Annotated in this window: 27 protein-coding genes and 1 tRNA gene; 23 read left to right on the top strand and 5 right to left on the bottom strand. The window is 70.2% G+C overall.

All coding sequences use genetic code 11. The features are described from left to right. Positions 1-3: 3 nt before the first annotated feature. The 21 genes from JYK02_RS07405 to JYK02_RS07305 all read left to right on the top strand — a co-directional run bounded on the left by JYK02_RS07405 (position 4) and on the right by JYK02_RS07305 (position 20,735). Entirely contained in the window at positions 4-1,365 is a 1,362-nt protein-coding gene (locus JYK02_RS07405) for a sensor histidine kinase (RefSeq protein ID WP_207050198.1), read from the top strand. A gap of 13 nt (positions 1,366-1,378) precedes the next feature. Next, complete coding sequence (locus JYK02_RS07400) at positions 1,379-2,332, top strand: metallophosphoesterase family protein (RefSeq protein WP_207050197.1); 954 nt, start codon at positions 1,379-1,381, stop codon at positions 2,330-2,332. Between the two features lie 186 nt (positions 2,333-2,518). After that, positions 2,519-4,114 (top strand): S1C family serine protease, encoded by a 1,596-nt coding sequence (locus JYK02_RS07395; RefSeq protein ID WP_207050196.1) that lies wholly within the window; start codon positions 2,519-2,521, stop codon positions 4,112-4,114. Between the two features lie 164 nt (positions 4,115-4,278). Further along, positions 4,279-5,982 (top strand): chloride channel protein, encoded by a 1,704-nt coding sequence (locus JYK02_RS07390; RefSeq protein WP_242588486.1) that lies wholly within the window; start codon positions 4,279-4,281, stop codon positions 5,980-5,982. Next, on the top strand, positions 5,983-6,219 hold the full coding sequence (locus tag JYK02_RS07385) for a hypothetical protein (protein ID WP_207050194.1): 237 nt from the start codon (positions 5,983-5,985) through the stop codon (positions 6,217-6,219). A 96-nt stretch (positions 6,220-6,315) separates the two neighbouring features. Beyond that, complete coding sequence (locus JYK02_RS07380) at positions 6,316-7,179, top strand: sulfite exporter TauE/SafE family protein (protein WP_207050193.1); 864 nt, start codon at positions 6,316-6,318, stop codon at positions 7,177-7,179. Continuing rightward, entirely contained in the window at positions 7,176-7,622 is a 447-nt protein-coding gene (locus tag JYK02_RS07375; RefSeq protein ID WP_207050192.1) for a DUF1634 domain-containing protein, read from the top strand. Before JYK02_RS07380 ends, JYK02_RS07375 begins: the two co-directional genes overlap by 4 nt. A 65-nt stretch (positions 7,623-7,687) precedes the next feature. Continuing rightward, positions 7,688-8,167 carry a SixA phosphatase family protein gene (locus JYK02_RS07370; protein WP_207050191.1) on the top strand — a complete coding sequence of 160 codons (480 nt, stop codon included), beginning with the start codon at positions 7,688-7,690 and terminating at the stop codon, positions 8,165-8,167. 61 nt (positions 8,168-8,228) lie between these two features. Further along, a complete protein-coding gene (locus tag JYK02_RS07365; protein WP_207050190.1) occupies positions 8,229-8,918 on the top strand; it encodes a response regulator in 690 nt (229 codons plus the stop codon). Between the two features lie 114 nt (positions 8,919-9,032). Continuing rightward, positions 9,033-10,313, top strand: a complete 1,281-nt coding sequence (locus tag JYK02_RS07360) for a porin (protein WP_207050189.1) — start codon at positions 9,033-9,035, stop codon at positions 10,311-10,313. Between the two features lie 12 nt (positions 10,314-10,325). After that, the gene (locus tag JYK02_RS07355) at positions 10,326-11,150 is read left to right on the top strand and encodes a phosphate ABC transporter substrate-binding protein (RefSeq protein ID WP_207050188.1); all 825 of its coding nucleotides are present in this window, start codon (positions 10,326-10,328) and stop codon (positions 11,148-11,150) included. A gap of 58 nt (positions 11,151-11,208) precedes the next feature. After that, positions 11,209-12,204: a phosphate ABC transporter permease subunit PstC gene (gene pstC / locus JYK02_RS07350; protein WP_207050187.1), complete on the top strand. Its 996-nt coding sequence runs from the start codon at positions 11,209-11,211 to the stop codon at positions 12,202-12,204. Further along, positions 12,201-13,112: a phosphate ABC transporter permease PstA gene (gene pstA, locus JYK02_RS07345; protein ID WP_207050186.1), complete on the top strand. Its 912-nt coding sequence runs from the start codon at positions 12,201-12,203 to the stop codon at positions 13,110-13,112. Before pstC ends, pstA begins: the two co-directional genes overlap by 4 nt. Before the next feature lie 57 nt (positions 13,113-13,169). Continuing rightward, positions 13,170-13,913, top strand: coding sequence for a phosphate ABC transporter ATP-binding protein PstB (gene pstB, locus JYK02_RS07340; protein WP_207050597.1), 744 nt, complete (start codon positions 13,170-13,172; stop codon positions 13,911-13,913). A 23-nt stretch (positions 13,914-13,936) separates the two neighbouring features. Continuing rightward, positions 13,937-14,620, top strand: coding sequence for a phosphate signaling complex protein PhoU (phoU, locus tag JYK02_RS07335; protein ID WP_207050185.1), 684 nt, complete (start codon positions 13,937-13,939; stop codon positions 14,618-14,620). 87 nt (positions 14,621-14,707) lie between these two features. Further along, on the top strand, positions 14,708-15,895 hold the full coding sequence (locus tag JYK02_RS07330) for a glycosyltransferase (RefSeq protein ID WP_207050184.1): 1,188 nt from the start codon (positions 14,708-14,710) through the stop codon (positions 15,893-15,895). Positions 15,896-15,956: 61 nt separating this feature from the next. Beyond that, positions 15,957-16,808 carry a metallophosphoesterase family protein gene (locus tag JYK02_RS07325; protein WP_207050183.1) on the top strand — a complete coding sequence of 284 codons (852 nt, stop codon included), beginning with the start codon at positions 15,957-15,959 and terminating at the stop codon, positions 16,806-16,808. Positions 16,809-16,858: 50 nt separating this feature from the next. Further along, positions 16,859-17,287: a response regulator gene (locus JYK02_RS07320; RefSeq protein WP_207050182.1), complete on the top strand. Its 429-nt coding sequence runs from the start codon at positions 16,859-16,861 to the stop codon at positions 17,285-17,287. An 87-nt stretch (positions 17,288-17,374) separates the two neighbouring features. After that, complete coding sequence (locus tag JYK02_RS07315) at positions 17,375-18,658, top strand: hemolysin family protein (RefSeq protein ID WP_207050181.1); 1,284 nt, start codon at positions 17,375-17,377, stop codon at positions 18,656-18,658. A 126-nt stretch (positions 18,659-18,784) separates the two neighbouring features. After that, positions 18,785-19,882, top strand: a complete 1,098-nt coding sequence (locus JYK02_RS07310; protein WP_207050180.1) for a glycosyltransferase family 4 protein — start codon at positions 18,785-18,787, stop codon at positions 19,880-19,882. Between the two features lie 7 nt (positions 19,883-19,889). Beyond that, a complete protein-coding gene (locus tag JYK02_RS07305; protein ID WP_207050179.1) occupies positions 19,890-20,735 on the top strand; it encodes a DUF3626 domain-containing protein in 846 nt (281 codons plus the stop codon). Positions 20,736-20,754: 19 nt separating this feature from the next. Here JYK02_RS07305 and JYK02_RS07300 read toward each other — a convergent pair whose 3' ends face one another. Both JYK02_RS07300 and JYK02_RS07295 read right to left on the bottom strand, forming a co-directional pair. Next, positions 20,755-21,114 (bottom strand): H-type lectin domain-containing protein, encoded by a 360-nt coding sequence (locus JYK02_RS07300; protein ID WP_207050178.1) that lies wholly within the window; start codon positions 21,112-21,114, stop codon positions 20,755-20,757. 455 nt (positions 21,115-21,569) lie between these two features. After that, a tRNA-Arg gene (locus tag JYK02_RS07295) sits at positions 21,570-21,643 on the bottom strand. Positions 21,644-21,892: 249 nt separating this feature from the next. Here JYK02_RS07295 and JYK02_RS07290 point away from each other — a divergent pair. Further along, entirely contained in the window at positions 21,893-22,438 is a 546-nt protein-coding gene (locus JYK02_RS07290; protein ID WP_207050177.1) for a hypothetical protein, read from the top strand. Positions 22,439-22,450: 12 nt separating this feature from the next. Here JYK02_RS07290 and JYK02_RS07285 read toward each other — a convergent pair whose 3' ends face one another. Next, positions 22,451-23,614, bottom strand: a complete 1,164-nt coding sequence (locus JYK02_RS07285; protein WP_207050176.1) for a lipase/acyltransferase domain-containing protein — start codon at positions 23,612-23,614, stop codon at positions 22,451-22,453. A gap of 221 nt (positions 23,615-23,835) precedes the next feature. Between JYK02_RS07285 and JYK02_RS07280 the strand changes: the two genes are divergently transcribed. After that, entirely contained in the window at positions 23,836-24,666 is an 831-nt protein-coding gene (locus JYK02_RS07280) for a mechanosensitive ion channel family protein (protein WP_207050175.1), read from the top strand. Between the two features lie 16 nt (positions 24,667-24,682). Here the strand turns inward: JYK02_RS07280 and JYK02_RS07275 are convergent, their stop codons facing one another. Both JYK02_RS07275 and JYK02_RS07270 read right to left on the bottom strand, forming a co-directional pair. Continuing rightward, complete coding sequence (locus JYK02_RS07275; RefSeq protein WP_207050174.1) at positions 24,683-25,216, bottom strand: thioredoxin domain-containing protein; 534 nt, start codon at positions 25,214-25,216, stop codon at positions 24,683-24,685. Beyond that, a complete protein-coding gene (locus JYK02_RS07270) occupies positions 25,213-25,728 on the bottom strand; it encodes a redoxin domain-containing protein (RefSeq protein WP_207050173.1) in 516 nt (171 codons plus the stop codon). The genes JYK02_RS07275 and JYK02_RS07270 overlap by 4 nt, the downstream gene beginning before the upstream one ends. Positions 25,729-25,994 lie beyond the last annotated feature (266 nt).

The following is a 25,994-nucleotide window of genomic DNA, read 5'->3' as shown; positions in this document are numbered from 1 at the left end:
GTCATGCCCCTGCGCTTCACGCTCCTGGCGCTGCTCGTCCCTCCCCTCCTGGTCGCGACGCTGCTCGTGCTCTTCGGCCACCCGGCCGGCGCGCTCGCCGCGGGGCTCGTCACGCTGGCGGGCTCCGCGCTGGCGCTGGGCACCAGCCGCGTGGCCATGGAGCGCCAGCTTCGCGCGCTGACCCAGAAGACGCAGTCGCTGGCCGCGGGCGTGGACGTGGCGCCGCCCGCGGGCCTGGAGCGCACTGACGACCTGGCGCAGCTGGAGGACGCCATCGACACGCTGGACGACCAGCTGTCCATGCGCGCCGCCGCGCTCAACCAGGAGGCCCGCATCCTCACCGCCGTGCTGGACGGCATGGCGGAGGGGCTCTGGGTGACGGACGCGGAGGGCACCGTGGTGCGCCACAACGACGCGCTCGCGGAGATGCTCCGGCCCGCGCACGGCGCCATCGTGGGTCAGCGGCCGCTCGCGCTCATCCGCAACGAGGCCCTCAATGACGCGGTGGCCCGCGCCTGCCATGAGGGCGCCTCCACGCGGCTGGAGCTGACGCTCGAGGGGTTGTTCTCCCGCACGCTCGCCGTGCGTGTGACGCCCGTGGGGCGCGACCTGCCCGGCAGCGCCGCCGTCTTCCACGACGTCACGGAGCTCCGCCGGTTGGAAAAGGTGCGCAAGGACTTCGTGGCCAACGTCTCCCACGAGCTGCGCACGCCCATCACCGCCATCCGGGGCTACGCGGAGACGCTCCAGGGCGGCGCGCTCCAGGACACCCAGGTGGCCCCCAAGATGGTGGAGATCATCCACCGCCAGTCCGAGCGTCTCTCCGAGCTGGTGGAGGACCTGCTGGAGCTCTCCCGCCTGGAGGCCCGCGAGATGACCTTCCAGCGCACGGAGGTCCCCCTGGCCCTGGCCGTCTCACGGGCCGCCGAAGGCGTGCGCCCCAAGGCCGAGGGCAAGAACCAGCAAATCGGGTTGCACGTGCCCCCGGAGCTGGTGGCGCTGGGGGATAGACGGGCCATCGAGCAGGTCCTGCTCAACCTGCTCGACAACGCGGTGAAGTACACGCCCGCGGGCGGCCGGGTGGACGTGGACGGAGCGTATGAGGGCGGCCGCTGCGTCGTGCGCGTGCGCGACACAGGCGTGGGAATCGAGCCCAAGCATCTTTCCCGGATTTTCGAGCGATTCTACCGGGTGGACAAGGGTCGCAGCCGGGACATGGGTGGGACGGGACTGGGCCTTTCCATCGTGAAGCATCTGATGGGGGCGATGGACGGCGAGGTGAAGGTGGAGAGCCAGCCGAACGCGGGCAGTACCTTCGTCATTTTTCTACCCTCGGCGGCTGGCCCGACGGCGGCGACGGGCTAGGATGGGGGCGGCCATGCGGGTCGCCATCCTCGCGGACATTCACGGAAACCTTCCGGCCTGCGAGGCCGTGCTGGACGACATCACCAAATCGGTGGCGCCGGATTACATCGTCGCGGCCGGAGACCTGGCGCTGCGCGGTGCCCACCCGCGCGAGACGGTGGAGCTGCTCTTCAGCAAGTGCCACGCGCTCATCATGGGCAACACGGACGCGTACCTCGCCGGCAACTACCTGGGCGGTGCGTACCGCGAGCGGGACCACTGGAAGACGGAGCTGCTGCGCTGGACGCGCGACCAGCTGGGCGACGCGCTGTTGCACCAGCTGGGACAGATGCCCTTCTCGCTGCGCTACACGCCGCGCAAGGGGCAGGACCTGTTCATCTGCCACGCGAACCCTCGCAACCTGGAAGAGTCGCTGGACCCCACGCTGGACGACCACGCCATCCGCCGCTTCTTCACGCACCTGGACGCGGCCGCGTGCGCCTTCGGGCACCTGCACTTCCCCTACCGGCGGCGCGTGGGCCGGATGCTCATCGCGGACGTGGCCAGCGCGGGGATTCCTCGCGACGGCGACCTGCGCCCCGCCTACGGCGTCTTCACCTTCACCCCCAAGGGCTGGCGCGTGCAGATCCGCCGCGTGCGCTACCCGGTGCGCAAGGCCACCCAGGCCCTCACCGCGCGCCGCGTGCCCGGGGGGCCGCTGCTCATCCACAAGCTCGTGGAGGCGAGATACCGCCACCACAACGCCCTGATGGAGGCCGCGCGGCGGCACTCGGGGCTTCCACCTCCGGGGCCCGTGCTGCGTCCGCCTCCGGGGGCCTCGGGGGGCTCGCGGCCCACGCTCGCCGCGCCCTTCGAGAACAACCCGCCTCCGGAAATCGACCCGTCCACGCTGCCGCTGGACATGGACGGCACGGTGACGGGCGCCTCGCCGCTGCCGCCCGACGCGCTCAACGACCTGGACGGGTGAGGCGAACGCCCACCGGGTGCGTGCGCGTGGGGGAGGCCCGTCCGGGAATGGACAGGCATGCCGTCACTTCTGACGGACAGCGGGCTTTTCGCACCGCGAAATCCGCCTGCCCTCCCGTGTGCACGGATGCACGAGGGCGCGACGGGCCTTAGCAACACCTCAGGCGGCGACAACGCGGGAGGGACCATGGTCGGGTGGATGGTCGGACTGTCGGTGGTGGCGGTGTCCCTCACCGCTTCCGGAGCAGAGACGCCTCCCGCTCCTCCACCTCCTGCGGTGGAGGCTCCGCCGGCCGCGCCCTACTGCGAGGGCGAGTACGCGGACAGCTACAGCGCGCTGTCCCCCAAGGCGCGGGCCTTCGAGCAGGCGATGCAGAAGAAGTACACGTACTGCGTGCGCAGCACCGCCGTGTACGAGTGCCTGTCCTATGGCGCGGAGGGCAACGTGCGCCGCACGCGCACGCCGGTGTCCGCGCACGGCACCGCGTTCGCGTACCGGCAGCAGGCCGGGGAGACGCTGCTGCTCACCAACGAGCACGTGGTGGACTGGCCGGACGTCACCAGCGACGCGCACCCGGTGGACAGCGTGCCCTCCGGCTGCAAGCGCGTGAAGGACGGCCTGAGCATCGTGGAGAACGAGGCGGATCAGTACGACCGCGACGACATCCCGCTGTCCACGGCGGTGGTGGATCCGCAGCTGGACCTGGCCGTCATCAAGTCGAAGGCGCCGCTGACGATGATGCCGTGGAAGGTGGGCAAGAGCGCCGCCGTGCGCGAGCGCGACGTGGTGGACGTGCGCGGCTTCCCGCTGGGCGTCTTCAACGCCACCAACATGGGCAAGGTCATCTCCGCCTATGACCGCGACGAGTACAAGGACTGGTACCACGACGACTTCGTCATCGACGCGCTCCTGTCGCAGGGCAACTCGGGGTCGCCCGTGCTCGCCATCTCCTGCAAGACGGGCGAGTTCGAGCTGGTGGGCGTCTACCACGCGGGCTACTCGCGAGGCAGCGCGCTCAACGTGGTGGTGGGCATTGATCAGGCGCGCGACCTGATGAACAACCTGCGCCGCACGCCCAAGCGCCCGATGGAGGGCACGACGCCGCTGGACGCGCTGGCCCGGGCCCGCGTGGCGAAGCGCGCGGAGGTGTCCGCCACGCCCTTCTTCCCCTTCGGCTCGCGCACCGCGGCGGTGTTCCCGCGCGCGGACGGCACCCTGCTCTTCGCGCTGTATGAACAGGACTTCCCGCGCCGCGTGCACCCGCTCATCGTGATGGAGGATTTGCCCGCCCCTTCCACGGACGAGGGCTTCGGGAAGGTGGGGCGCGTCTGGTTCGGGGGTGAGCGCGGCCTCCTGGAGCGCCCGCGCGCGGAGCAGGACGCGGAGCTGCAACAGCAGTTGGCCCGGCTGCTGGATGCGCTGCGACGGGACGCGACGCTCGCGTTCTCGTACCAGGACTCGCTGCCGGGCTCGGATGACTCCCGGCAGACCTTCGACACGTCCGCCCGGCTGGGCAAGACGCTGGAGCGCACCATCGTCGCGCACCGCGACCTGAGCGACGCCGCGGCCGAGCTGGCGGACCGCTTCGCGCCTGGAGCCACCGAGCCCGCGACCCGGACGGAGTCCGTGCTGAAGAACCCTCCACCGCCCGGCATCCACCTGGGCCTCACGGGTGAACCCGCGGGCCAGGCTCCCGTGAACACCCCACCCCGTGATTCCGGCGTGCGCCAGCCCGCGAAGAGCACGCAGGGGAAGGAGACCAGGACTCCAGCAGGCAAGTAGCCCGGCTGAAGGGCAGGCGGCCGAGCGGGCACCTTGGGGAAATAGCGTGCGGTCGCGGGAAGGCCCTTCCCGGCTCCGTACATTGGACAGGTGTGGAGGCCATGCCCGAACCCGCAGCCGGCGCAGTCCACCCCGACCTGAGGACGGGGGAGCCCTCGCCCTGGTTGCGGAGAATCCTGCGGGGCCTGCTGGGACAGGAGCGGCGGTTCTGGGTGCTGGTGGTGGGCGTGGGGCTCATCTCGGGGTTGGGCGCGGTGGCGCTGCTCGCCGTGCTGCGCTTCACCCAGCACCTGTTCTGGCAGACCAACACGGAGCACTTCCTGGAGGGCGCGCTCGCGTCGCCGGGCTGGCGCCGGTTCCTCGTGCCAGTGCTCGGCGGCGCGCTGGTGACGCTGGTGTCACTGGTCGTGGGCCAGCCCCTGCGCGGCCACGGTACCGCGGGCATCATCGAGTCCATCTGGGTGAAGTCCGGCCGGCTGCCCTTCCCTCGCGCGCTGCTGCGCGGCTTCGTGTCCATCCTCGCGGTGGCGCTGGGCGCACCGCTGGGCCGCGAAGGCGCGCTCCTCCAGACGGGCGCGGCCAGTGGCTCCGCGCTGTCCGGGTGGCTGCGGCTGGGGCCGGGACAGGCGCGCGTGCTGGTGGCGTGTGGCGCTTCAGCGGGCATCGCGTCCGCGTACAACGTCCCCATCGGCGCGGCCCTCTTCGGACTGGAGGTGCTGCTGGGCAGCTTCGCGCTGGAGCTCTTCGGCCCCATCGTCGTGTCGTGCGTGGTGGCGACGCTCGTGTCGCGCACGCTCATCGCGGACCACCCCAGCTACGTCATCCCTCACTACGCCCTCACCCACCCGCGGGAGCTGGTGCTTGCGCTCCTCCTGGGCGTGCTCGTGGGCGGCGCCTCCGCGCTCTACGTGCGCGGCATCAACCTCACCTCGGACCTGCTGGACAAGCTGCCGTCGTGGCTCACGCCGTTCATGCCGCTGGTCGCGATGACCGTGGTGGGCCTCACCGCCATCGCCGGGCCGTACCTCATGGGCAACGGCTACGACTCCGTGAACATGGCGCTGCACGGGACGCTGCCCCTCGCGCTGCTGCTCATCCTGCCCCTGGCCAAGCTGGCGGTGACGTCGCTGTGCGCGGGCGCGGGAGTGCCGGGCGGGCTCTTCACCCCGTCCCTGTTCTTCGGCGCGCTGCTGGGCGGCGCGTTCGGGATGCTGGTGGAGCGGGCGCTTCCGGGCGGCGCGGCGCCCAGCGGCGCGTACGCGCTGCTCGGCATGGGCGCGGTGCTGGCGGGCACCACGCATGCGTCCGTGTCCGCGGTGCTGATGATCTTCGAGATGACCGGCGACTACGACCTCATCCTCCCGCTGATGCTCGCCGCGGTGGTGGCCGCCGTCGTCAGCCGCCGGCTGGAGCCGGAGTCGCTCTACACGTCCGTGCTCGTGAAGCGCGACGTGCGCGTGCCGGCTTCCGTGCCGCACTGGCTGCGGGAGGAAGGCGTGCGCTCGCTGCTGTCCCCCGCGACGCAGCGGGTGCCGCCCTCCGCCACCTTCGATGAGGTGGTGGTGCTCCTCCTGGAGCAGCCCGCGGGCGCGGACCTCTATGTCACCGACGCGGAGGGGCGCCTGCTGGGCGTCATCACCCTGGAAGCACTCAAGGGCCACCTGCCGGACCACTCGCTGCTCAAGGCCACCGTGGCCGCGGACGTGATGGACACCGGCGTGCAGCCCATCACCCCGGACCTGTCGCTGGCGGAGGTGGCCGCGCGGTTCGGTCACACGTCGCTGGAGCGGCTGCCCGTGGTGGACGGACGCCGGCAACTGCTGGGGTCCCTCTCCAAGGGGGAGCTGCTCAAGCGGGGGCGCTTCTAGATGGAGCTGGAGCCCCGCACGCGCGCGTGGAGCATCGTCGCGATGAGCCTGCTGTGCCTCGTGCTGACGTGGGTGCTGCTGCGCACGCCACCGCACCCCGGCCGGCCTTCGGAGACACCCGAACCCGCCGAGGAGCCCTCCCGGGGCAATCCGTACCGGGGTTGGCCGCTCTTCCAGGGTTGGCCCATGCCCCAACCCCCTGACACGCAGCCCTCCGACACGCCCCGGCAACGCTAGGGGTCCACCGGCGCGTCACACTCCGGGAATGGGCTGGGGCGTGCAACCAGACGGGCTCCGCGTGAAGCGCTTGCATGCGGGAGTACGGGGAGGAAGATGGCCGCCGTCTTGGACGCCACTCCGTTCAACTTCGTCGCCATCGTGCTGTGCGTCTCCATCGGTGCGGGCCTGCTGGGCTCACTGCTGGGCCTGGGCGGTGGCCTCATCCTCATCCCCGTCCTCACGCTCGTGCTCAAGGTGGACATCCGCTACGCGGTGGGGGCCTCCATCGTGTCCGTCATCGCCACGTCCAGCGGCGCGGCGGCGGCATACGTGCGCGACGGCCTGGCCAACATGCGCGTCGCCATGTTCCTGGAGGTGGCCACCGTGGCGGGCGCCGTCACGGGCGCGATGCTCGCGGGCATGGTGGGAGGCCGCGCGCTGTACTTCCTCTTCGGCGCGGTGATGGCCTACTCGGCGCTCGCGATGCTGCGCAAGCTGCGCGAGGACGACAGCCCCCGGAAGGAGCCGCCGCCGGACGCGCTCGCGGACCGGCTGGGCCTGCACGGCAGCTACTACGACGTGTCCACCGGCGGCGAGGTGACGTACCGCGTGCACCGTCCGCTCGTGGGCCTGGGGCTCATGTACATCGCGGGCACGGTGAGCGGCCTCCTGGGCATCGGCTCCGGCGCGCTGAAGGTGCCGGCCATGGACCTGGCGATGGGGCTGCCCATCAAGGTTTCCACCGCCACCAGCAACTTCATGATTGGCGTCACGGCGGCGGCCAGCGCGGGCATCTACTTCGCGAGAGGCGACATCGACCCGTTCATCGCCGGCCCCGTCTGCGTGGGCGTCACGCTGGGCGCGTTCGCGGGCTCGCGCTACCTGACGAAGCTCAAGAGCGGTTCGCTGCGCAGGCTCTTCGTCGCCGTCCTGCTCTGGGTGTCGTACGAGATGCTGTCGAAGGGGATCCACGGATGAGCACAGAGTCCTCCGAACCTCCGTCTCCCGGGGAGACCGCCGCCACCACCGCGACCCCGGAGGTGATCCCACTCACGCCGGAGCTGCTCATCAGCCAGCTCCTGCGCGGGGGCGTGCTGCTGAGCCTGTCGCTGGTCACCTGCGGCATGGTGATGACGTTCTTCCGCCACCCGGACTACTTCTCTTCGCCGGACGCGCTCCAGCGCCTCACCGCACCGGACTCCGCGCCGCACCGGCTGCCGGACGTCTTCGAGGGCGTCCTGGCCGTGCGCGGCCAGTCCTTCGTGATGGCGGGCCTGCTGGTGATGATCACCGTGCCCGTGCTGCGCGTGGCCCTGTCGCTGGGCATCTTCCGCGCGCAGAAGGACCGCACCTTCGCGGCCATCACCACCAGCGTGCTCGCGCTGCTGCTGCTCGCCTTCCTCCTGGGCGGCGTGGAGTAAGCCACACGGCAGTCCACCGGTTCGTCACATCCACGCGGGCGCGAAACGCACTACAACGCCCGCCCATGGCCGACCGCGACCTGCCCCTCCTCCTCGTGCGCCACGCCGTGGCCGAGGACTCCAACGCCCTGGGCGACGAGGCCCGCGCCCTCACGCCCCAGGGCCGCGCCGCCTTCCGTCAGCACGCGAAGAAGCTCACGCGCCTGACGCCCCTCATGGGCATCATCACCAGCCCCCTGGTGCGCGCGGTGCAGACCGCGGAGCTGCTCGCGGACGCGCTCGGGCTGTCCCATGTGGAGGTGCACCCCGCGCTCGTCCCCATGAAGGGCGCGGCCCGCCACGTGCTGAAGCTGGCGCGCGACGTGGGGCCGGGCTGGGCGCTGGTGGGACACAACCCCTCCCTGGAGCGCGCCGCCGCGCTCGCGCTGGGCCATGCCCTGCCGGACAAGCTGCGCAAGGGCTGCGCCGTCGCCCTGCGGCAGGAGGGACGCGAGTTCGCCCTGCAGTGGATGGCGGCCCCGGGGCGCTCCCTGCGGCGCCCGTAACGCACTTGTTGCCGGCGCGTCACGTACGCGCGAAGCGATGCGCGCACAGTACGTGCCCGCCATGTCCCACGTACTCATCGTCGACGACGAGCGCGACCTCGCGGAGCTCATCGACTTCAACCTTCGCGGCGCGGGCTTCACCACCCGCGTGGCCTTCACCGGGGAGGCGGCGCTCACCGCCGCGCGCGAGCAGTCCCCGGACGTGGTGCTGCTGGACCTGATGCTGCCGGACCTGTCCGGCATCGAGGTCTGCCGCCACCTGCGCGCCAACCCCCGCCTGCGTGACGTGCTCATCGTCATGCTCACCGCGAAGAGCGAGGAGGCGGACCGCATCCGCGGCTTCGAGGTCGGCGCGGACGACTACGTCGTCAAACCCTTCTCCGTGCGCGAGCTGGTGCTGCGGCTCAAGGCCATCCTCCGGCGCTCGGCCTCGCCCCAGGAGGGCACGCCGCCCCTGGCGCTGGGCCCCCTGCGCCTGGACGTCACCCAGCACCGCTTCTTCGTGGAGGAGAAGGAGACGCCCCTCACCGCGCTGGAGTTCCGCCTGCTGGAGTACCTCATGGCCCGGCTGGGCCGGGTGCAGACGCGCGAGCAACTGCTGGAGCAGGTCTGGGGCCTGTCCAGCGCGCTGGAGACGCGCACCATCGACACGCACGTCATGCGCCTGCGCGACAAGCTGGGCCCCGCGCGCGCCCTGCTGGAGACGGTGCGCGGCGTGGGCTACCGCATCGTGGACCCGGCGGCCGGGTAGGCAGGCGCCGTTCCCTCCGTTACCCATTTGTCACGCAAGGGCCGTCAAACAGCCACATCCGCCCCATAGATCGTCACCCGTTCTCGACACCCCCGAGACACCCGCCGACCTTCTATGCGCCCACTCCTCGTCGCCTTCTCCCTGCTGACCTCCAGCGCCGCCATGGCCCAGGCCGCCACCTCCCAGGAAGCCCTCCCCACGCCGCCGGCCTCCGAGCCGCGCGAGGCCGTGGAGCCTTCCGCCACGGCCCCGCAGCAGCCCGCCGCGCCGCAGCCTCCGCGCGCCAACGCGCCCACCGTGCCGGAAGCGTCCCCCTCCATCGACGAGCGGCTGACGGCGGACGAGCACCGCGTGGAGGCGCTGGAGGAGCAGAACACGGAGACGAAGAACGACCTGTCCGCGCTCAAGAAGCTGCGCTTCTCCGGCTACGTCCAGGGCCGCTACCAGTACCAGCAGGACCTGGATGACAGCGGCGCGGGCGGCTACAGCCGCTTCGGCATCCGCCGGGGCCGCTTGAAGGCCACGTACACCACCGACCTGACGCAGTTCATGCTTCAAATCGACGCGGTGCCCACGGGCGTGGCGCTGCGCGACGCGGAGGCCACCCTCTTCGTCCCCGGCACGAAGCAGCAGCTGTCCGTCACGCTGGGCCAGATGAAGTGGCCCTTCGGCTACGAAGGCCCCCAGTCCTCCAGCGACCGCGAGTTCCCCGAGCGCAGCCGCGTGGTGCGCAACATGCTCCCCAGCGAGCGCGACCGCGGGGCCAAGGTGAACGCCCGCTACAAGTTCCTGCGGCTGGCCGTGGGCGTCTTCGACGGCGCCGGCATCGACAGCGGCACCACCCAGGACAACGACAAGGAGAAGGACGTCATCGCCCACCTGGGCTTCGACCTGAAGTGGCTCGCGGGCGGCGTCTCCGGCTGGTACGGCCACGCGCTGGGCCGGCTTCCCTCGGACACGTTCCGCCATGCGTACGACCGCAGCCGCATCGGCGCGGACCTCCAGGCCTACTTCGACGTGGTGCCCCTGGGCGGCACCTCCCTCAAGGGCGAGTTCATCGCGGGCCGCACCTACGGCGCCGCCAACAACGCTGCCCACCTCGATGTGCCCGCGCACGGCTGGTACCTGCTGCTGGTGCAGAACATCGGCCTCAACGACGCGGTGGCCGTCCGCTACGACACCTTCGACCCGCACAACGGCCAGGCGGACCTCGCCGCGGGAGAGCTGCCCGGCGCGGACAACGCCGTCGACACCGTGGGCTTCGTCGTCCAGCACCACTTCGGGGAGAACCTGAAGATGTCCGCCACCTACGAAATCCCCACGACGCACGCCGTGGCCCAGGCATTGGACCCGCACGACAACCTGTTCACCCTGCAGATGCAGGCCCGTTTCTAGAGGAGACACCTCATGAAGAAGACTCTGCTCTCAAGCTTCGTCGCCTTCGGGCTCGCCGTCCTCCCGCTCTCCGCCCAGGCAGGCACGGTGACGGTGAAGGGCTCGGACACCATGGTCATCCTCGCCCAGCGCTGGGCGGAGGCGTTCATGAAGAAGAACCCCGCCACCAAGATCCAGGTGACGGGCGGCGGCTCCGGCACGGGCCTGGCGGCGCTGCAGAACGGCACCACCGACATCGCCATGTCCAGCCGTGAAATCAAGGAGGCGGAGGAGGAGAAGCTCCGCACCCGCTACAACACGCCGCCCACCGCGGTGTCCGTGGCCAAGGATGGCGTCACCTTCTACGTCAACGCGTCCAACAAGCTGGACGCGCTCACGGTGGAGCAGCTCAAGGACATCTACCTGGGCGACACCACGTCGTGGAAGGCCGTGGGCGGCGCGGACGCCCCCATCGTCCTGTACTCGCGTGAGAACTCCTCCGGCACCTACGTGTTCGTGAAGGACACCGTGCTGGGCGGGGACGACTTCGCCGCCGCCGCGCAGACGCTCCCGGGCACCGCCGCCGTCGTCAACGCCGTGTCCAAGGAGAAGAACGGCATCGGCTACGGCGGCGCCGCGTACGCCAAGGGCATCAAGGAGCTGAAGGTGAAGAAGGGCAACGAGGCCTTCGCTCCCACCGCGGAGAACGTGAAGAGCGGCAAGTACCCGCTGTCGCGCGACCTGTTCTTCTACCTGCGCAACAAGCCCTCCGGTGAGGCCAAGGCCTTCATCGACTTCGCGCTGTCCGCGGAGGGTCAGGCCATCGTCACCCAGGTCGGCTACTTCCCTGTGAAGTAGTGGCCGTCACACGATTGTCACCCGGCGCGGGGGTCCCATGTTGGATAGACAGGCCGTCATGCAGGAGCAGGACCTCGCGCCCCCGGTGGCGCTGCCCACGCTGTCGCCCGCGGCCCGGCGGCGGCAACTGAAGGAAAAGGCCATCGCGGCGCTCATCACCGCGGTGGCCTTCACGGGCATCGCGGCGCTGGTGCTCATCCTCGTCTTCGTGGCGAAGGAGGCGCTGTCGCTCGTCACCGACGCGGCGGCGCGCGAGGAGGCCAGCTTCTCCAAGATGTTCCTCCCGCAGCTGGTCCGGAAGGGAAAGCCCCTGGCCTACGTGTGGCAGCCCGTCTCCGGCGTGCCCAAGGTCAGCATGATTCCGCTCTTCATCGGCACGCTGAAGACGACGGCCGTGTCCATGCTGGTGGCCGTGCCCCTGGGCATCTTCGGCGCGCTGTTCGCCGCGGAGTTCGCGCCCCGCCGCCTGCGGGAGGTGCTCAAGCCCACCATCGAACTGCTCGCCGGCATCCCGTCCGTGGTGCTGGGCTTCTTCGCGCTGATGGTGATGGCGTCGTTCCTCCAGGACACCTTCGGCTTCACCTCGCGCCTCAACGCGGTGGTGGCGGGCCTGGGCCTGGCGCTGGCCATCGTGCCGGTCATCTTCACGGTGACGGAGGACGCGCTCACCGCCGTGCCGCGCAGCTACCGCGAGGCGTCGCTGGCGCTGGGCGCCACGCCCTGGGAGACGGCGTGGAAGGTGGTGCTTCCGGCGGCGGCCCCCGGCATCCTCGCCGCGTGCGTGCTGGGCTTCGGGCGCGCCATCGGCGAGACGATGATCGTCCTCATGGCCTCCGGCAACGCGGCCATCGTGTCCGCCAACCTGGGCGACTCCGTGCGCTCGCTGTCCGCCACCATCGCCGCGGAGATGGGCGAGGTGGTGGTGGGCAGCCCGCACTACGCGCTGCTCTTCTTCATTGGCGTGGAGCTGTTCCTGTTCACCTTCATCCTCAACATGCTCGCGGGCGTGTGGACGAAGAAGGTCATCCAGCGGCTCAAGGGAGGTGCGGGGTGAAGCACACCACGCGCAAGGTCGTGGGCCTGTCGCTCGTGTCGCTCACGGGGCTGGCCGCGTTCGTCATGGTCGCGATGCTGGCCCTCATCCTCCTGGACGTCGTCCGGGGCGGCTGGAGCCACGTGTCCTGGCAGTTCCTCTCCCAGGCGCCCTCGGACGGGATGATGGGCGGCGGCATCTTCCCCGCCCTCTTCGGCACCGCGGCGCTCACGCTCCTGATGACCCTGGCCGTGATGCCGGTGGGCGTGCTCACGGCGGTGTACCTGCACGAGTACGCGCCGCCCTCCAGCCTGCTCGCCCGCGCGGTGCGCGTGGCCGTGGCGAACCTGGCCGGCGTGCCCTCCATCGTGTTCGGCCTCTTCGGCCTGGGCTTCTTCATCCTCTTCGTGGGCCGGGGGCTGGACCACGCGCTGGGCTACGAGGAGCTGCACTGGGCCCAGCCGGGCATCCTCTGGGCGTCGCTGACGCTCGCGGTGCTCACCCTGCCCGTCGTCATCGTGTCCACGGAAGAGGCGCTGCGCGCCGTGCCGCAGGACCACCGCACCGCGAGCCTCGCGCTGGGCGCCACCCAGTCGCAGACGCTGGCGCGGGTGGTGCTGCCGGGCGCGCTGCCGGGCATCCTCACCGGCGCGGTGCTGGCCATCTCCCGCGGCGCGGGCGAAGTGGCCCCCATCCTCTTCACCGGCGCCGCCTACTTCCTGCCGGACCTGCCCACGAGCCTGAACTCGCAGTTCATGCACCTGGGCTACCACACGTACGTGCTGGCCACGCAGTCGCCGGACGTGGAGGCCACCCGCCCGCTCTTGTACGCGACGGTGCTGGTGCTGCTCTTGCTCACCTTCGCCCTGAACCTGGTCGCGGTCCTCATCCGCACGCGCACGCGCCGCAAGGCCGCGGCCGGCCACTGACGCTCGTCTCTCCTTTTTCCGCCCATGCCCCTCTCCTCCGCCACGCCGCGCAACAAGATGGAAGCCCGCGAGCTCACCCTGCGCTACGGCAGCAAGGTGGCCATCAAGCAGGTGAGCCTGGCCATCCCAGAGAACAAGGTGACGGCGCTCATCGGCCCGTCCGGCTGCGGCAAGTCCACGTTCCTGCGCTCGCTCAACCGGATGAACGACCTGATTCCGGGCGCCAGCCACGACGGCAGCGTGTTCCTGGACGGCCGCAGCATCCACGACCGTTCGCTGGACGTGGTGGATCTGCGCCGGCGCGTGGGCATGGTGTTCCAGAAGTCCAACCCCTTCCCCAAGTCCATCTTCGAGAACGTCGCCTACGGCCTGCGCGTGGGCGGCCTCAAGGACAAGGCGAAGCTCTCCGCGCGCGTGGAGAAGTCCCTGCGCGGCGCCGCGCTGTGGGACGAGGTGAAGGACCGGCTGGACGAGAGCGCCCTGGGCCTGTCCGGCGGCCAGCAGCAGCGCCTGTGCATCGCGCGGGCGCTCGCGGTGGAGCCGGAGGTGCTGCTCATGGACGAGCCCGCGTCCGCGTTGGACCCCATCGCGACGGCGAAGATCGAAGAGCTCATCCACGAGCTCAAGTCCACGTACACCATCGCCATCGTGACCCACAACATGCAGCAGGCCGCGCGCGTGAGCGACCGGACGGCTTTCTTCTACATGGGCGAGTTGGTGGAGTGCGGTCCCACGGAACAGATCTTCACCAACCCCCACGAGAAGCGCACGGAGGACTACGTCACCGGGAAGTTCGGCTGAACCCCCACGCGACGGAACACGACATGGCGGCCACGCACACCGACAAGGCATTCGAGCAGGACCTGCGCAACCTGCGCGAGAAGCTGCTCGCCATGGGGGCCAAGGTGGAGACCCTCATCGCGCACAGCACCCGCGCCCTCACCGAGCGCGACTCGGCGCTGGCGGAGCAGGTGGTGGGCGCGGACCGCGAGGTGAACCGGCTGGAGGTCGACATCGACGACCTGTGCCGCCGCATCCTCGCGCTGCGCCAGCCGGCCGCGTCCGACCTGCGCCTCATCACCACGGCGCTGAAGATCGTCACCGACCTGGAGCGCATCGGCGACCTGGCGGTGAACATCGCCGAGCGCGCCATGGACCTGAACCAGGTCCCGCCGCTGGCCCCCTACGTGGACACGCCGAAGCTGGCGGAGCTGGCGCAGCAGCAGGTGAAGAAGGCACTGGACGCATTCGTGTCCGGGGACGCGGCCAAGGCGGAGGACGTCCTCAAGGGGGACGACCTGCTGGATGCCCTCTTCCTCAAAATCTTCAACGAGCTGCTGGCCTACATGATGGAGGACTCGCGCAACATCCGCCGGGCCACGGCGCTGATGTTCATCGCGAAGCACCTGGAGCGCATTGGTGACCACGCGCTCAACGTGGCGGAGATGGTCATCTACATGGTGCGCGGCAAGGACGTGCGCCACCCGCGAAGCCGCGACCTCGAGTAGGCGGCTTCACCCGCGTGTCACGGCGAGTTGGCCGTCCCGCCGCCCCGCCGCCCCGGTCCCGCCTTGTGGGGCTTCTAGGGTGGCGACATGCTCATCGCCTCCAGCCTCCTCCTGGCCGCGTCCGCAGTGGGCCTTGTGGCCCTCCTCCTCCAGGCGCTGTTCGTGCGCCGCCACCGCCGCACCGTCCCCGCTGGCCCCACGCACCAGCCCGGCCTGTCCATCCTCAAGCCCCTGTGCGGCGTGGATGACGACCTGGAGGCGAACCTCGCCCAGTTCGCGCGGCTGCCCTACCCCCACTACGAGGTGCTGCTGGGCGTGAAGGACGCGCGCGACCCGGCCTTCGCCGTGGCCCGCGCCGCGGAGGCGAGGTGGCCCCACGTCATGCGTGTGGTGCTCCAGGAGGGCGAGCCCGGCCTGAACCCCAAGGTGAACCAGCTGGTGACGCTGTCGTCGGAGGCCCGCCATGACTTGTGGGTGGTGAGCGACAGCAACACCCGCGTGGGCGAGGGCTACCTGGAGGAGATCGCCGCCGCCTTCGAGGACCCCACGGTGGGCTGCGTGACGCACCCGGTGGCGGGCCTGGGTGAGCGGACCTTCGGTTCGCTCCTGGACAACCTGCACCTGTCCTCCAGCGCGGCGGCGGGGATGATCGCCGCGAAGCACGTGGCGGACCGCGACATCGTGGTGGGCAAGTCCATGGCGCTGCGCCGCGAGGACGTGGAGGCGCTGGGCGGCTTCTTCTCCGTGAAGGACGTGCTGGCGGAGGACTACGTCATTGGCCGGTGGGTGACGCGCAAGCTGGGCAAGCGCGTGGTGCTGGCGCACGCACCCGTGTTCAACGTGTCCCTGCGCAAGAGCGTGGACGCCTTCTTCCAGCGCTACCTGCGCTGGAGCGTCATCCACCGCACAGCGGTATCGCCCTCGACGTACCTGGCGCAGGCGCTGCTCAACCCGGTTCCACTCGCGGTGCTGGGCGCGTTGATCCACCCGTCCGCCCTCACGGGCCTGGCGGCGCTGGCGGTGGCGCTGGGCAAGGTCTGGGTGGACGTGGCGGTCTTCCGCGCGCTGCGGCCCCAGCCGGTGGGGCTGCTCGCGGCGCCCGCGGTGCTGGTGAAGGACGCGCTGCTCTTCGCCGCATGGTGGCATGGCGCGTTCCGGCGCACGGTGGACTGGCGCGGCACGCGCTTGCGCGTGGTGTCAGGCACGCGCCTGGTGCCGATGCGTGCGCGCGGCACTCCCGCGGCGGAGTGGATCCCCAGCAACGGGGTGGGTTGAACGACGCGGGCCCAACTTTTGACGATCCTTCGTACAGCAACCCTCGCCGCCCGCTCACCCGATGCCTATCTCCTTCAGCATGCCTTCCCTGAAGCTGGCGCATCTTTCGGATCTTCATCTGGACATGAGCCGCGAGAGCGATGCCGCGGCGTCCTCACTGGTGAAGGCCCTGGCCGCGCAGGACGTGGATCACGTGGTGGTGACGGGAGACCTCACGCACCGCGGTTCCCACGCGGAGTTCCAGCGCTTCCGTGAACACTTCTCGCCCTGGATGGAGACCGGACGCCTCACCTTCATCCCCGGCAACCATGACCGGCCCGGCGAGGATGTCGGCAGCGGGTTCATGGAGGGACGCAAGGTCCACACGGTGGAGAAGGCGGGACTCTTCCTGGTGTGCGTGGACTCCACCGGTGAGCACAACCGCAACTATTTCCACAGCCATGGCGAACTGACGGAAGGCGTCGTGGACGAAGTGGACCGCGCGCTGGATGCCGCGCCGAAGGACACGCTGGTCGCGGTGCTGCTGCACCACCACGTGATGCCGCTGCCGCTGGAGAGCTTCCCGGAGTGGATCGCCACGAAGTTCGGCCTGCCCCACGCGTCGGAGCTGGCGTTGGGAAGCCGACTGCTGGAGCGCGTGGGCGGCCGGTGTGACCTGGTGCTGCACGGCCACCGGCACATCCCCAACGAGGCGGACCTGGGCAGCCCGGGTGAGCGCGCGCTGCGCGTCTACAACTCCGGCAGCAGCACGGACCTGGGCCGCTTCCGCGTCTTCAGCCACATGGGCGGCCAGCTGGTGGGCCCGCCCGAGTGGGCCCAGGCGTCGGAGCCGGCGAAGCCGCGCACGGCCGTGCACAACGTCAGGCCCGCCCTCCAGTACCTGGTGGGCCAGCTGGGCATGGCGCTCTTCTAGCGCCTGGCTGACTGCCTGCTGGATGGCAGGGCTTCACGCAGGTGTCGCGAATGCCAGCGGGGCCCCGGAAGGTTCTCCCCAGGTCAGGAGGATGCTTGGGGCGACTCGCGGTGGATGACGGTGCTCGGAAGGTCCTGGTCGTGGACGACGACGCGGACTGGCGGGAATTCCTCCGCGTCAGTCTGGAGGACCTTGGCTATGAGACCACCGAGGCTGCGGACGGCCAGGAGGCGCTGGACTCGCTCAAGCGGGGGGAGCGCTTCGGGGTCATGCTGCTGGACCTGAACATGCCGGGCATGAGCGGCCTGGAGGTCGTGGAGAAGCTGCCGCGGGTGTCCACCAACCCGCGCATCGTCTTCCTGACCTCGGCGGCGGCCCAGGATGTGGGCAGCGCACTCATGTCAGGTCCCCACTACTACCTGCCCAAGGGAGCGAGCCGCGATCAATTGTCGCTCCTCCTGCAATCGCTGGGGGTGTAGGACAGGGGACATTGCCCGCCAGCTCTCACTGGCGGGCTGGGTCCAGCCAGGAGGTCCGCCATCGTCACGGAGCTCGTCATCATCCTCTTGCTGGTGCTGGCCAACGGCGTCTTCGCCGGCGCCGAGCTGGGCCTGCTGTCCGTGCGCAAGACGCGGCTGAAGGAGCTGCTGGAGCAGGGCAGCAAGTCCGCGAAGGCGGTGTCGGCGCTGCGGGATGATCCGGAGCGGCTGCTGGCCACGGTGCAGATTGGCATCACGGTGATTGGCTCCACGGCGGCGGCCTTCGGCGGCGCGAGCATCGCGCAGCGGCTTTCGGGGGTGCTCGCGGGGCTGGGCGTGCCGGAGGCCACGGCGAGCCAGGTGTCGTTCGCGCTGGTGGTCGCGCTGGTGTCGTACCTGTCGCTGGTGCTGGGGGAGCTGGTCCCCAAGTCGCTGGCGCTGCGCTTCTCCGAACAGTACGCGCTGACGCTGGGCCGGCCGCTCAAGGCGTTGGCGTGGGTGATGCGCCCGCTGGTGTGGTTCCTCACCGCGAGCTCCAACGTGGTGCTGAAGCTCTTCGGGGACCGGACGAACTTCTCCGAGTCGCGCCTGTCGCCGGACGAGCTGCAGCAACTGGTGGAGGAGGCGTCGAAGCAGGGCACGTTGGATCCGCGCGCGGGCGAGATTGCCTCCCGGGCCTTCGAGCTGGGGGACCTGACGCTGGGCGAGGTGATGGTGACGCGCGAGCACATCGTCGCGCTGCGCCGCCACGCGAGCACGGAGGAGATCCGCCAGGTGCTGCTGGAGCACGGGCACTCGCGCATGCCGGTGTACGAGGGCACCATCGACAACGTGGTGGGCTACATCGTGGCCAAGGACCTGCTGGGCGTGGCCTGGGAGGCGAACCTCATCGTCCTGGAGGACGTGCTGCGCCCGCCGCTGTTCCTGGTGGAGTCCATGCGCGCCATCGCGGCGATGAAGGAGCTGCAGCGCCGGCGCATGCAGCTGGCGGTGGTGGTGGACGAGCACGGCGGCGTGGTGGGGCTGGTGACGGTGGAGGACCTGGTGGAGGAGCTCGTCGGAGACATCCTCAGCGAGTCCGAGACGCCCGAGGAGCTGGTGCGCCGCGAGGGCCCCACCGTCGCGGTGGTGCAGGGCGAGGCGAGCCTGCGCGAGGTGAACCGCGCGCTGGGGCTGGAGCTGGAGGAGAGCGAGGACTACTCCACCGTCGCGGGCCTGTGCATCGCGCTGGCGGGGGGCGCCATCCCGGAGAAGGGTGCGAGGCTGTCACTGCCGGACGGCACGCTGCTGGAGGTGGTGGAGGCGTCGCCGCGCCGCGTGCGCGAGGTGCGCTTCCATCTTCCGGAAACTCCCGTTCAAACGGAGGCATGACCCGTTCGCGGGACCACCTCCTCCGTGAGAATCCGGACGGGGGACCCACTGAGCTGTTGGCGATGACGCACTGAGTCGTTATAAACCCGGGAGGGACGCCCTCGCCCCGGGAGGCTCACGCAGCGGATGCAGTCATCGCCCCCACGCATCGCGTTCGCCATCGAGACGACGCTCGGCAACGCGGTGTTCCTGGAGAACCTCAAGCGGGGCCTGGCGCGGCGCGACGACATCACGCCGGTGTGGCTGCCCATCGACGAGCACGCGGACGACGTCTGGGAGCAGCTGCCGCTGGTGCGCTCGCGGCTGTCGGTGCGCGGAGGGCTGCGGACACGCAGCGCGCTGAACCAGGCCTTCGCGAAGGAGCCGGTGAGCGCCGCGGTGGTGCACACGCAGCGGATGGCGCACCTGGCGCACGACTTCATGCGCCGCGTGCCCAGCGTCATCTCCACGGACGCGACGCCGAGCGGGCTGGAGGACTACCTGCGCTACTACGGCCTGCCCACGCAGCACGCGGGCTGGGTGGGCCGGGCGAAGAACGCGCTGCACCGGCGCACGTACGCCATCGCGAAGGGGATGCTGTCCTTCTCCGAGTTCACCAAGCGCTCCCTGGTGGAGGAGTACGGCGTGCCCGACGCGAGCGTGCACGTGGTGTGGCCCAGCGTGGACACGACGCTGTGGCGCCCCGCGCCGGAGAAGAAGCCCCGGGACGGCGTGGTGCGGCTGCTCTTCGTGGGCGGCGACCTGGGGCGCAAGGGCGGCAAGCTGCTGCTGCGCTGGGCGCGCGAGACGCGGCGGAAGAACTGGCAGCTGGACCTGGTGACGTCCGAAACCTTCGAGGCACCGCCGGGCGTGCGCGTGCACGTCGGCGTGCAGCCGAACTCGCCGGAGCTCATCGGCCTGGCGCAGGCGGCGGACCTCTTCGTGCTGCCGACGATGGCGGACATGTCGTCGTGGGCCATCGCGGAGGCGAAGGCCGCGGGCCTGGCGGTGGTGTCCACGCCCGCGGGTGGCGTGGGGGAGCTGGTGCGCGACGGCGTGGACGGGCGCATCGTACCGGTGGGCGACTATGGAGCGCTGGCGAACACGCTGGACACGCTGGTGGGGCACCCGGACACGCTGGAGGCCATGGGCCGCGAGGCCCGCCGCATGGCCGAGGCGCACATGGACCTGGACACGACGTGCTCGCGGATGGTCGCGTTCATCCGCCACGTGACCGGCGTCTGAGCGGGACATGCCCTCCACGCACCCTGCCCTGTCGCATGTCCACGAGCAGGCCCGGGGAGGCCCGCTGGATCGACGGCTGCGCGTCACGCTGCACTTCCATCCGGATGCCCTCTTCGAGGGCGGCGGCATCCTGGCGGCGATGCGGCGTGACGGCCGGTACCGCTCCCAGTTCGAGACGCGCACGAGCAACGGCGGGCTCACGGCCTTTCCCGAGGGAGCCCGCTGGCGGTGGGAGAGCCGGCTCTTCAACGGCTTCTATGATCAGCGCGGTGGCCACGAGCGCCCCAAGTACGGCTCGCTGAACTTCCGGGCGGATCCCTACGGGGGCTCACCGCGTTTCGGCTCCAGCTACTTCCGGCTGACGGAGGAGCCCCTGGACCGCACCAGCTTCTGCTTCCCGGACAGCGTCTTCGAGCCCACGTCCTTCGGAACCTCCGAGCGGATGGCGCTCATCGAGCTGGCGGAGGCCACGCCGCTGGAGGATCCGCTGGACGGGTATGTCGAAGCGCACGTCCATGGTGACCTGCGGCTCCCGGACGACGCCGAGGCGCTGGTGCTGGACCCCAGCTACCGGGGGACCCACGTCGAAGAGGAGGCCCGCGCGCTGGGCGTCGGCCTGGAGTGGCATCCAGGCTACGCCGTCACGGTGGAGGCGCTGCGCCCCCACGCGGGCTACCGGGGTGACGACATCCTCCGGCTCGCGGAGCGGGTCGCGGGCAACGACATGCTCACGCCGTTCATCCTCGGCAGGGCGCGTTCAGACCCGTCCGTGGAGCCACAGCAGCTCAAGAAGCTCTGGCACTGCGTGGCCCGCTTCGGGCGGGCCTGGGACTGGCCCGCACCGACCGGGTGATTCCGCAGCCATCCAGCTGTCATCCGCCAATGGCCATCCAGTTCGCCCAGACCGCATGAATCGTCGTGTCGGCCCACGTATAAACCTGGATGACACAGGAATCGTTATACACCTCTGTCACGTGCATCCCGACGCGATGACTACTGCCGCTGATATCAAAGGACAGTACAGAGAGATGCACGGCAGGCGGGGACGCGAAGCTCTTCCCGAACCGCACCGGGATGACCTTGGGGGAATTCACGGCGGTGAGGTTCGCGGCATAGATCGTTCCCATGCGGATCGTGAGTCCACCCGCCTCGACAATCCGGTTGCTCTCCCCCACCGGGATGTTCGGAACCTCCTTCGAGCCGCGGATCTCGTTCGGATTCACCTCAGCCATGAGCGCATCCCCCAGCCGCACAGACGAAGAACAGCCAAGCCATTCGAGCAACAGCTGTAGTTCTAGATAAGGAAGACACCGGACGCCCAGTGCACCTCCGGGCTGGGTCAATGCGTGACACCAGACTGCGCGGCCTCGCCGCGAGGGAGTGGGCGAGCTCCGGCTCCAGGCGCTGAAGCAGTTGCCACTCCAGCTCACGGTCCCGTTCCGACGAGACGCGCCGCGCCCCCTGGATGACATCCGGTTGGTATTCCAGCTGCGGGTCCGCCTGTCCGGGCCGGCTCGGGGCGACGACGTCTTCCGAGGGTTCATGGAGCCAGGCTCCCGAGGAGGTGAGGCAAGGCCATCACCTGGGACGCCCATCCCCCGCCTGCATACCGCCGAGAGGCCCGGCCCCAAAAGCAAAGGCCCGGAATCCCTGGGATTTTCCCAGTGATTCCGGGCCCTTACATCTGCGCGCGATGCAGGATTCGAACCTGCGGCCTTTGGCTCCGGAGGCCAACGCTCTATCCAGCTGAGCTAATCGCGCAGAACCGCTTTCCGGTGCCGGAGGAGTAACCGAAGTCCCCAGACGACGCAAGCACGCTTTCCTGACCCGGCCGCGCGTGACGGCTCCTGTACAGAGGCCTCGCGTGCCCCGCATGTCCTCCCCGCGTGATGGACTAGACCCGGGGACATGAACCGCGCTCCCCTGCTATCCGCCTGTCTCCTCGCCGCCTGCCTGGCCTGCACGGAGTCACCCCCGACGCCCGCGGCGTCTTCCGCCCCGAGCCCGACCATGCCCACCCCGCCCAAGCCCGCTCCGCCCCCTGCCCCACCTGCATCCAAGCCCGAGGCGCCCCGCGCCCCGGCCGCGGCGTCGTGCTCGGCGAGCCGGCTGAGCCCCATCCCCAAGCCCACCGCGAAGCCCCTGCCCCCGGCCGTCGCCTCCATGCGCGAGCGCATCATCAAGGCCGCCGTGGCGTGCGACTACGCGGGCCTCCAGAAGCTGGGCGACGAGAAGGGCCCGAGCGTGCGCTTCTCCTACGACCCCGACCAGGACATGGCCACCACCTGGCGCATCCAGGAGGAGTGGAAGGACAGCCCGCAGCCCGTGCTGGCGCGGCTGGTCCACGTGCTCAACCTGCCCTTCTACCAGGAGGGCAATCTCTACTGGTGGCCCACCGCCTTCCGCGAGGGCGCCACCGACGCGGACTTCGCCCTGCTCAAGGGCATCTACCCGGACGAGATGATCACCGACATGCGCAAGGAGAAGAGCTACATCGGCATGCGCGTCGGCATCTCCGCGGACGGCGACTGGCAGGCCGCCATCCAGGGCGATTGAGCCCCCGCCGCTTCAGTCCTCCGTGACGAAGCGCGCGACGGCCTCCATGACCTCCTCGTCGCCCACCATCGCGACGTGGTCCGCCTTCGTCTCCAGCCGGTCCACGTGGAGCGGCACCGGAGGCATGGCCCGCGTCGTGAGCACGGAGCCGTCGCCGTCCGCGAGCACCGGGTCCTCGAACGTGGGCTTCCCGTCGATGACCCGGAAGGACTTGATCAACGGATGCCCCACGCCCACCACCGCCAGCGTGCGGAAGGGCGGCGGCGGCCCCTCGCGCTCGGACAGGGCCCGCGACAAGCCCGAGCGCGCCTCCAGCATGCGCTCCAGCCACTGGCGATACGCGGGCAGCTCGCGCACGGCCGCGTCCTGGAACACGCCCCACCCGCCGTCCACCCACGCCTCCGGCCGGTACGCGTCGAACGCCACCGGCTGACCGCTCGCGTCCACGAAGAAGTCGCTTTGCGCGGGCAGCAACTGGAACGCGGACGCGAAGGTGAAGAGCGCCTCCGGGGACAGGAGCGCCCGGTTGCGCCCCACCGGCGTGCCCAGGGTGAAGTCGTCGAACATGCCCGGCGCGCCCCGGAACGGCGTGCCCAGGAACACCACACGCTTCACGTGCCGCGCGCCCGCCCACGTGGGCTCGCCCGTGTCGTCGCCGGTGCCGTAGCGCAGGCAGTGCAGCGTGACGAGCCCGCCCATGCTGTGCGCCACCAGGTTCACCTTCACCCGGCCGCCCCGCGACGCCGCGAGTTCCTCCAATAGCGCGCACAGCCGCTTCGCCGTCACGCGGTTGTCCTGGCGCCAGTCGTAGTCGAAGACCATGAAGCCCGGCAGGCGCTCGCGCGCGAACTCCTGGAAGCGCTTGTAGATGTCGTAGCGCGCCACCCACGGCAGCACCGTGAAGCGCGTCATCGGCCCGTCCACCTCCAGCGCGCCGAAGTTCGGCGCCGGCCGCTGCCCGGGAAACGGCAGCGCCAGCGAACGCTCTCCGCGCGTCAGCAGGTCACCCACGGACACCCACGCCCGCTCGCGCTCCGCGTCCGCCGTGGCCAGGAACGATCCCCGGTAGCCGTGGATGAAGACCGTCACCTCGTCGCCCGTGGGCGGAGGCAGGGCGACGCGAGAGGCCGTGCAGGCGCTCAGCAACATCAGGAACGGCACCGGGAGCAGACGCATGCGGCGCACCCTCTCCCCCGGCGCCCCTCCCACGCAAGCTCCCTGGCGACGCGGGCGCTGACGCGTCAGCCGCCCACTCCGGCGCGTCAGGTCCCGGACTGACGGGTCAGGACTGCCCTCCCGGACAGCTGCGGACTCCCGGCAGGCCGGCTTGCATCCCATGGCCTGTCCCGTGCAAAAGGCGCGGAGCACGCCCGGCCCGGGTCAAGGGAGTTCGAGCCATGGATGAAATCGTCGTTCAATTGAAGTCACTTGCCCTCACCGAAGCACTGCCGCTGCTGCTCAAGGTCATTGGCGCGCTGTTCATCTGGTTCATCGGGCGGGCCGTCATTGGCGGCTTCCGCAAGGTGCTGGACATGGGGCTGCAGCGGCGGCAGCTGGACGCCACGCTCATCCGCTACGTCGGCTCGCTCTTCAGCGGCACGCTCACCCTGATGCTGATCATCGGCATCCTGGGGGTGATGGGCGTGGAGACGACGTCCTTCGCCGCCCTGATCGCCGCCGCGGGTATCGCCATCGGCGCCGCCTGGTCCGGGCTGCTCGCCAACTTCGCGGCGGGCGTCTTCCTGCTGGTGCTGCGGCCCTTCCGCGTGGGCGAGGCGATTGAAGCTGGCGGCGTCACGGGCATCGTCCAGGAGATCGGCCTGTTCGTCACCACGCTCGACACGGCGGACAACGTGCGGATCTCCGTGGGCAACAACAAGATGTTCAGCGACAACATCATCAACTTCAGCCACCACTCGCAGCGCAAGCTGACGGTCAAGGTGCCGCTGATGCACGGCGTGGACGTGCGGGTGCTCCAGCAGGCGCTGCTGGACCGCATGCCTTCGGTGAAGGGCGTCCAGGAGAGGCCCGCGCCCCAGGTGGAGATCGAGGAGTTCACGCTCCAGGGGCCGGTCCTGACGGTGAGTGTCTTCTGCAAGCCCACCGAGTACAGCGACACGCAGGCCAACGTCGGTGAGGCGATCGCGGAGACCCTCTTCATCGCGGGCTACACCGTGCCCATGCCCGCCACCCTGGCCTCGCCGCGGGCACTCGCGAAGGCGGGCTGAAGCCAGACACGCGCCATCAACGGGAGGCGCCCACGCCTCCCGTCAGTGCCTCCAGCAGCGAGGCAGCGTCGAAGGCGCCATCGTGCCGGTGGCCGTTGGCGAAGAAGGTCGGCGTGCCGTTCACGCCGCTGCGCACGCCGTCCATGAAGTCCCGGTGCACGCGCTCCTCGAACCGGTGCGAGTCCAGGTCCGCGCGGAAGCGGTCCAGGTCCAGCGCCAGCAGCTTCGCGAGCTCCAGCAACCCGGGCCGCTCCAGCATGTCCTGGTGTTCGAAGAGCAGGTCGTGCATCTCCCAGAAGCAGCCCTGCGCATCCGCGGCGGAAGCAGCCTCCGCCGCCTGGAGGGCCTGCGGGTGCGCCTGCGTCAGCGGGAAGTCGCGGAACACGAACCCCAGCCGCGAGCCCAGGCGCGCCTGGAGCTGCTTCACCTCCCCGTAGGCCGCGCCGCAGTAGGGGCACTGGTAGTCGCCGTACTCCACCAGGATGACGGGCGCGTCGCGCGGTCCCTGGATGCGGTCGTCGGGGCCCAGGGGTCTGCGCAGCCGGCTCACGGGCGTGCCTCTTCCGGTGCCGCGCGCGCGGACAGGTCCTCCAGCGCCTCCAGCACGCCGTCCACGCCAGGGTTCACCCCGGGCGGCGACACGTGCGACCAGGCGACGACGCCGTCGCCGTCCAGCACGTAGAGGGCTCGCTCGCAGACGCCTTCGGACTCCCGCCACGCGTGGTAGCGCCGCGACATCTCACCCTTGGGGTGGAAGTCCGCGAGCAGCGGGAAGCGCAGCTTGCGCTCCTTCGCGAACGCGAGGTGTGACCACACGCTGTCCACCGACACGCCGAACACCCGCGCGCCATGCCGATGGAACTCCGGAAGCAGCTCGTTGAAGAGGGCCAGCTCGTCGCTGCACACCGGGCTGAAGTCCGCGGGGTAGAAGACGAGCACCATGGGCGAGCCCGAGCAGTCCGCCAGGGACACCCGCGTGTCGGGCGTGACCGCGAGCTGGAACGGAGGGGCCGGCGTACCGGGGGGCAGCGGGCGCGACGGGGCAGGCGTGGAAGGGGCCATGAGAGGAGTCCTCGCTGGCCAGAATCTGGGAGGGCCCCACCGCGCTCGCACCAGACGGTCGGCAGGCCCTGATCCCGCTCCCCCTCCAGACGGGGAGGCGACCCCGTGGGCGGGTCCCTCTCTGGAGCAGGCTGGAGGTTCTTCCTGAAACGACTTCTGGAAGCTCAACTCTTCCCGCAAATACACGTATTCACTCAGGGTTCCAGCGAGCCGTCCCCATGACAGGTCGCCCGCCCAAGAATAATATGGCGAGTGTGGATTTGACC

This window comes from Corallococcus macrosporus (assembly GCF_017302985.1).
GTDB lineage: Bacteria > Myxococcota > Myxococcia > Myxococcales > Myxococcaceae > Corallococcus > Corallococcus macrosporus_A.
This window is presented reverse-complemented; position numbering and strand designations above follow the sequence as displayed.